We start from the raw sequence: 3,761 nt of genomic DNA on the forward strand, positions 1-3,761 counted from the left end.
AATGGGGGGAGTGTCAGGTCCGAATCTCTATACGTCAAGCGGAGCATCGGCTGCGTCTTGTTCGAAGAGAGAGTCCGGAGCTATTCGCGCATTGGTATTTACTACGTGCATCGAATGTGTGATCAAGAGCCGTATGACGGGAGACTGTCACGTACGGTTCTGTGAGCAGCCGAGGGGTGAAACTCTCTTCGGCTGACTCGACTTGCAGGGTCGCTACGCAGCGGAAAACGGGCGGCGGCGATCATGAGTTTGATCCAATCTGCGCGGCTCAACGGGCATGATCCGCATGCTTATTTGAAGGACGTTCTTACACGCCTGCCGACGCAGCGGGCGAGCGAGATTGAGCAACTGCTGCCGCATCAGTGGGTGGCGGCAGAAACCACGTAAGCCCTGATGCTTTGGGACTTGCAAGGATGGCGCAATTAACGGAGTAGTCATAACGATGATTTTGGTTGTTGAAGGTATCAGCGCCAGCGGGAAAACGACTTGGTGCGCTAAGCATGGAGGGCAACATATCATTCCTGAAAACGGCCGTTTTGAAAACGAGCCGGATCGGATAAAAGATCCAGTCGGAGCTGCAACTTTTTGGGCAGAGCGAAACGTGGATCGCTGGCAAAAAGCGTTGGCCATGGAAGACATTTCTTCGTGGGCTTTGTGTGACAGTGACCCTCTCAAGCTCCACTACATTTGGAGCCTTTGGCAGATCGGCGAGACGAGCGAACACGACTGGCGAATAGAGTTGGACGCCACAAGAGAAACAATCGCACAAGGACGTATTGGCTTTGCTGACTGTTACATCGTTGGCCGCATAGATCCTCTGCTCGCGCGAGAACGGACCAAAGCAGACACCACCCGCCGACGGAGTGGACTCGAGCTACACGTGCGCCTCCAACAAGCTCTGCTGACCTGGTACTCAGCTATGGATGAAGTGCTTCCCGGCAGAGTGCGATTCGGGTTTCCTTCAGAAATGCCAACCTTGAAAAGCCTTGATGGAAGATATGCGGTGGTGGCCTTTGATCAAATGATCGCATCGCTCCCACGACCTACTCACACCTCTTAGCGAGACGGTGCTTTATATAGCAGTTGGAAGCGGATCGATGTGAGGGCGAAGTAAAGATGTGTTCGCCATCCGCTTACTGATCACCTGATTACTACGATGGCCTTCGTTAATCAGGTGATAGAAGTATTTATAGGTAGGGCGATGCGGAGGTCGAGCACCGGAAAAGTCTTTCCAATCTAGATTTTTATCCTCACAAAACAGGAGGTAATCAAGTAGTTTGCTTGCACGACGCCGAACGTCATCAGTGCGCCGATTTAGCGGAGCCTTGTCACGCATGAGGCTGAGCAAATAATCGTTCGCTTCGTGCCAGGGATCGCCATTCGAATGAAAGAGAAACGGGAAGTTGAACAAACCCCGATCATGCCCGCCGCCGACTTCATCGAGCTGGAAAACGATTCTGGAGCCATCCCCTTCGAGCCCCAAGGTGGCCGAACCTGTTGGGGCTTCATGGACATATAGACTGGCGAAGGCGTCACGCAGATGCGAGATAAGAATCAGTCGGCCTTGGTGAAGCGGATTAATATAGGACATGGCTACCTCCCCATCTCAGAAGGTAGTCAAGCCTATATGTTACGCAATTTCAAATTACTCCTTATCTGTCAACCTGCCCTTGTTAAGCGATTCAACCCACGGGTCCAACTTATGGAATATGAACTGGATATTGGATGCGGATATCACGTCGTTCTTTGATGAGATCGACCATGAATGGATGCTGATGTTTCTGGGACACCGGATTGCAGACCGGCGCGTGCTCGGGCTTATCTGCAAATGGCTTCAGGCGGGTGTTATGGAAGATGGCCGTAGGGTGGCTGCGACCAAGGGGACGCCCCAAGGCGCAGTGATATCGCCATTGCTGGCGAATATCTATCTTCACTACGTGTTGGATCTGTGGGCAAGGCAGTGGCGCCAGCGGCATGCCCGTGGCGATGTAATTATTGTGCGTTACGCGGACGACAGCGTGGTGGGTTTCAGGACGAAAGTGCAGGCTCAGCAGTTTCTGGTGCAGTTGCAGGAACGGTTGGCCAAGTTCGGTTTATCGCTCAACGCCTCGAAAACACGACTGATTGAGTTCGGTCGTTTTGCTGCGAGAAATCGTAGGAAGCGAGGTTTAGGTAAACCGCAGGCCTTTGACTTCCTGGGTTTCACACACTGTTGTAGTACCAACAGAAACGGTGGCTTTCAAATACTGCGGCTGACGGTCAAGAAGCGAATGCGTGCGACGCTGCTGGCCATTCGGGATGAGCTGAAACGTCGACGTCATGAACCCGTCCGGGTTCAAGGGCAATGGCTCACTCGGGTGGTGAGCGGTTACTTCAATTACCACGCGGTGCCGGGAAACCTGATACGTCTGGGTGGTTTTCGTTCGGCGGTCTGCCGTCTATTGTGTATTCCAGTGATAGTGACCACTCATTCCGGAGGTTGTGAGCCACCCATTCCAGTGATAGTGAGCCACCTGTGCTGGTGATTCTGAGCCAGCCGAGATCGGGGTTCGGAGAGCAACGGAGCAGAAAGTGCACTTAAGCCCTACCAACGTGTGCATTCCGGCGATTGCGATCAAATCGCGCGTAGATAATGTGCTGCTGACCAACCAAATTCTTTTGGGCGTGAGTGACTTTGGGAAAAGTCCTATTTACTTGGCCAATTGGGAGCGAAGCTACAATTTGACGACATTTAGACTTTCCACTGTCCCTAAAAAGGTCGTCAGCAGCCTGATTCGCCTGTCCGTCAAACGATCGTCTGACGGTCTTGCTAATATGTGTCCGTCAATCTGCTTGCCTGGCGGCTATTCGGACAATATAATTTCCGGACGAGTTGTCGGACACGAGGCAGGCAGTCAATGGCATTGATCGGCTATGCGCGGGTATCCACCGAGGAACAGGACACAGCCCTGCAGACGGATGCTCTCGGCAAGGCCGGGTGCGAGCGGATATTCACGGATACGATATCCGGCACCATATCAGAGCGACCCGGTCTGTCGTCGGCGATGAAGTTCCTGCGCGAAAATGACGTGCTGGTGGTCTGGCGGCTTGACCGTTTAGGTCGTTCCCTTGCGCATCTGATCGAGGTCGTTGCCGGGCTTGATGCGCGCGGCATTGGATTTCGCTCCCTGACCGAAGCCATCGACACAACAACCTCAGGTGGGCGCCTCATCTTTCACGTCTTCGGCGCTCTCGGACAGTTCGAGCGTGATCTCATCCAGGAGCGGACCAGGGCGGGATTGTCCGCCGCTGCCGCACGTGGCCGCAAAGGTGGGAGAAAGCCCGTCGTCACCAGCGATAAGTTGCAAAAAGCGAGGACGCTGTTGGCACAGGGGCTAAATGTCCGTGAGGTGGCAACACGGCTCAAAATCGGGAAAACGGCACTCTACAACGCTTTGCGTGGGACCGATCAAGAACCTCAGCAAAGCTAAATGTCGTCAAATTGTAGCTTCGCTCCCAATGGGCCAACCACACTTGAATAAAAAAAGCCCCAACGCGAGCCTAAACGCGTTGAGGCAAACCTACCCTACCTTCAGTTTCTAGCCTATTCTCCAAATATTGGACTTTCTGTAAGAAAGTTTTCGTCCTGAGCCACTACCAAGTCACCTCAAGCCCAACTCGACCGCTGATGCTGTGCCCATCACCACTGCCCATTGTTTGGTTGTAGTCAGTACCAACAAACGCGCTAATGCTTTCTGTAACTTTACCCGTTACACCTACAC

At 53.2% G+C, this 3,761-nt stretch carries 4 protein-coding genes and 1 pseudogene; 4 read left to right on the forward strand and 1 reads right to left on the reverse strand.

All coding sequences use genetic code 11. The features are described from left to right. Positions 1 to 204: 204 nt before the first annotated feature. Positions 205 to 387, forward strand: a pseudogene (locus E0F99_RS29230) (transposase domain-containing protein); the annotation flags it as partial. Positions 388 to 442: 55 nt separating this feature from the next. Beyond that, positions 443 to 1,060, forward strand: coding sequence for a hypothetical protein (locus E0F99_RS29235; protein ID WP_083359308.1), 618 nt, complete (start codon positions 443 to 445; stop codon positions 1,058 to 1,060). A gap of 12 nt (positions 1,061 to 1,072) precedes the next feature. On the opposite strand, the gene E0F99_RS29240 is transcribed toward E0F99_RS29235, so the two are convergent. Continuing rightward, on the reverse strand, positions 1,073 to 1,591 hold the full coding sequence (locus E0F99_RS29240; protein ID WP_232000099.1) for a hypothetical protein: 519 nt from the start codon (positions 1,589 to 1,591) through the stop codon (positions 1,073 to 1,075). Here E0F99_RS29240 and E0F99_RS29245 point away from each other — a divergent pair. After that, entirely contained in the window at positions 1,590 to 2,525 is a 936-nt protein-coding gene (locus tag E0F99_RS29245) for a reverse transcriptase domain-containing protein (protein ID WP_269457874.1), read from the forward strand. The two genes, E0F99_RS29240 and E0F99_RS29245, sit on opposite strands and share 2 nt — an antisense overlap. 372 nt (positions 2,526 to 2,897) lie before the next feature. Continuing rightward, the gene (locus E0F99_RS29250; protein ID WP_083359306.1) at positions 2,898 to 3,470 is read left to right on the forward strand and encodes a recombinase family protein; all 573 of its coding nucleotides are present in this window, start codon (positions 2,898 to 2,900) and stop codon (positions 3,468 to 3,470) included. Positions 3,471 to 3,761 lie beyond the last annotated feature (291 nt).

The sequence above is a fragment of the Pseudomonas antarctica genome (assembly GCF_900624995.1).
In the GTDB taxonomy this organism is placed as follows: domain Bacteria; phylum Pseudomonadota; class Gammaproteobacteria; order Pseudomonadales; family Pseudomonadaceae; genus Aquipseudomonas; species Aquipseudomonas antarctica.